2 protein-coding genes are annotated in these 2,289 nt (G+C 69.9%); both read left to right on the forward strand.

Features of this window, described 5'->3' with window-relative positions:
• The first annotated feature begins 395 nt into the window (after positions 1 to 395).
• The gene (gene rpsB, locus H5J30_RS28040; protein WP_181790090.1) at positions 396 to 1,433 is read left to right on the forward strand and encodes a 30S ribosomal protein S2; all 1,038 of its coding nucleotides are present in this window, start codon (positions 396 to 398) and stop codon (positions 1,431 to 1,433) included.
• A 45-nt stretch (positions 1,434 to 1,478) separates the two neighbouring features.
• On the forward strand, positions 1,479 to 2,289 hold an 811-nt coding region (tsf, locus tag H5J30_RS28045; RefSeq protein ID WP_181790091.1), incomplete at its 3' end, for a translation elongation factor Ts.

Genomic DNA, 2,289 nt, shown 5'->3' on the forward strand with positions numbered 1-2,289 from the left:
TCCGTCCGTGCGAGCCGCGCTGCGTGGGCCCCGTCTCCCGTGGCGCGGTGTTCGCGTCGTCCGTTCATGGGGGACAGCTTGGCGGGAGTCCGCGGGGCTCGGGGATCATGGTCGGATTCTGTGGATAACCGGCCGGTTGTGGACAACCTGGTGCCGCGGACCGCCCTGACACCCGCCCGGGGACCGGGCCGTGTGGCGCAAGCGGGTGATGCGGTCCCGTACACTTCTCGTGGCGACCCGGCTGTCCGGGTCGACTTCGCACGCCCCGCCACCTGCCTGAAGGTGGCCGCGTCACTCGGTCCGCCGGCTCCTCGCCGGAGGCACGACGCGCAGGGGCGTCAGGAGCGGTGGCCGGCCGGCCGCCGCGACAACCGAGACACACGAGGAGTACGGCCATGGCCGTCGTCACGATGCGGGAGCTGCTGGAGAGCGGCGTCCATTTCGGGCACCAGACCCGCCGTTGGAACCCGAAGATGAAGCGCTTCATCTTCACCGAGCGCAACGGCATCTACATCATCGACCTCCTGCAGTCGCTGTCGTACATCGACCGCGCCTACGAGTTCGTGAAGGAGACCGTCGCGCACGGCGGCACCATCATGTTCGTGGGCACGAAGAAGCAGGCCCAGGAAGCCATCGCCGAGCAGGCCACCCGCGTCGGCATGCCGTACGTGAACCAGCGCTGGCTGGGCGGCATGCTCACCAACTTCTCCACGGTCCACAAGCGGCTGCAGCGCCTCAAGGAGCTTGAGGCCATCGACTTCGAGGACGTGGCCGCCTCCGGCCTCACCAAGAAGGAGCTGCTCGTCCTCTCCCGCGAGAAGGCCAAGCTGGAGAAGACCCTCGGCGGCATCCGCGACATGCAGAAGGTGCCGAGCGCCGTCTGGATCGTGGACACGAAGAAGGAGCACATCGCCGTCGGCGAGGCGCGCAAGCTGCGCATCCCGGTCGTCGCGATCCTCGACACCAACTGCGACCCCGACGAGGTCGACTACAAGATCCCGGGCAACGACGACGCGATCCGCTCGGTCACGCTGCTGACCCGCGTCATCGCCGACGCCGTCGCCGAGGGTCTGATCGCCCGCTCCGGTGCCGCCACCGGTGACGAGAAGGCCGTCAAGTCCGACGCCGAGCCGCTCGCCGAGTGGGAGCGCGACCTTCTCGCCGGCGAGAAGGAGGCCAAGGAGGCCAAGGAAGCCACCGAGGCCGAGGCCGCCACGGAGGCCACGGAGACCGAGGCCGCCGCGGACGTGCCGGCCGAGCAGAAGGACGAGGCCGCTGCCGAGGCCGAGGTCCAGACCTCCGCCGAGACCGCCAAGGTCGCCGACGCCGAGCAGGCCGACGAGACCCCCGCGCCCACCGCCGAGGAGGCCGTGGCGTCCACCGAGGCCGCCGCCGAGGGCGAGCAGCCCGCCGCCGACGCCCCGCAGGTCTGATCCGCCGATCCCAGTCACCCGTCGAGAAGAGAAAACCACCCAATCATGGCGAACTTCACCGCCGCCGACGTCAAGAAGCTCCGGGAGCTCACCGGCGCCGGCATGATGGACTGCAAGAAGGCGCTGGAAGAGGCCGAGGGCGACGTCGACAAGGCCGTGGAGCTGCTCCGCGTCAAGGGCCAGAAGGGCGTCGCCAAGCGTGAGGGCCGCTCCGCCGAGAACGGCGCCGTCGTCTCCGTGATCGCCGACGACAACTCCTCCGGTGTCCTGCTGGAGCTGAAGTGCGAGACCGACTTCGTCGCCAAGGGCGACAAGTTCGTCGCCCTCGCCAACGCGCTCGCCGAGCACGTCGCGGCCACCAAGCCGGCCGACCTGGAGGCGCTGCTCGCCTCCGAGATCGACGGCAGGACCGTCCAGGTATTCGTGGACGAGGCCAACGCCACCCTCGGCGAGAAGATCGTCCTCGACCGCTTCGCGCGCTTCGAGGGCGCCTACGTCGGCACGTACATGCACCGCACCTCGCCGGACCTGCCGCCGCAGGTCGGCGTGCTCGTGGAGCTGGACAAGGCCGACCCGCAGACGGCCAAGGAGGTGGCGCAGCACATCGCCGCCTTCGGGCCGCGCTGGCTGTCCCGCGAGGACGTCCCGGCCGACACGGTGGAGAACGAGCGCCGCGTCGCCGAGGCCACCTCTCGCGAGGAGGGCAAGCCGGAGGCCGCCCTGCCGAAGATCGTCGAGGGTCGTGTGAACGGCTTCTTCAAGGAGAACGTGCTGGTGGACCAGCCGTTCGCCAAGGACCCCAAGAAGTCGGTGCAGAAGGTGCTCGACGCGGCGGGCGTGCAGGTGACCCGCTTCG

This window comes from Streptomyces phytophilus (assembly GCF_013870535.1).
In the GTDB taxonomy this organism is placed as follows: Bacteria; Actinomycetota; Actinomycetes; order Streptomycetales; family Streptomycetaceae; genus Streptomyces; species Streptomyces phytophilus.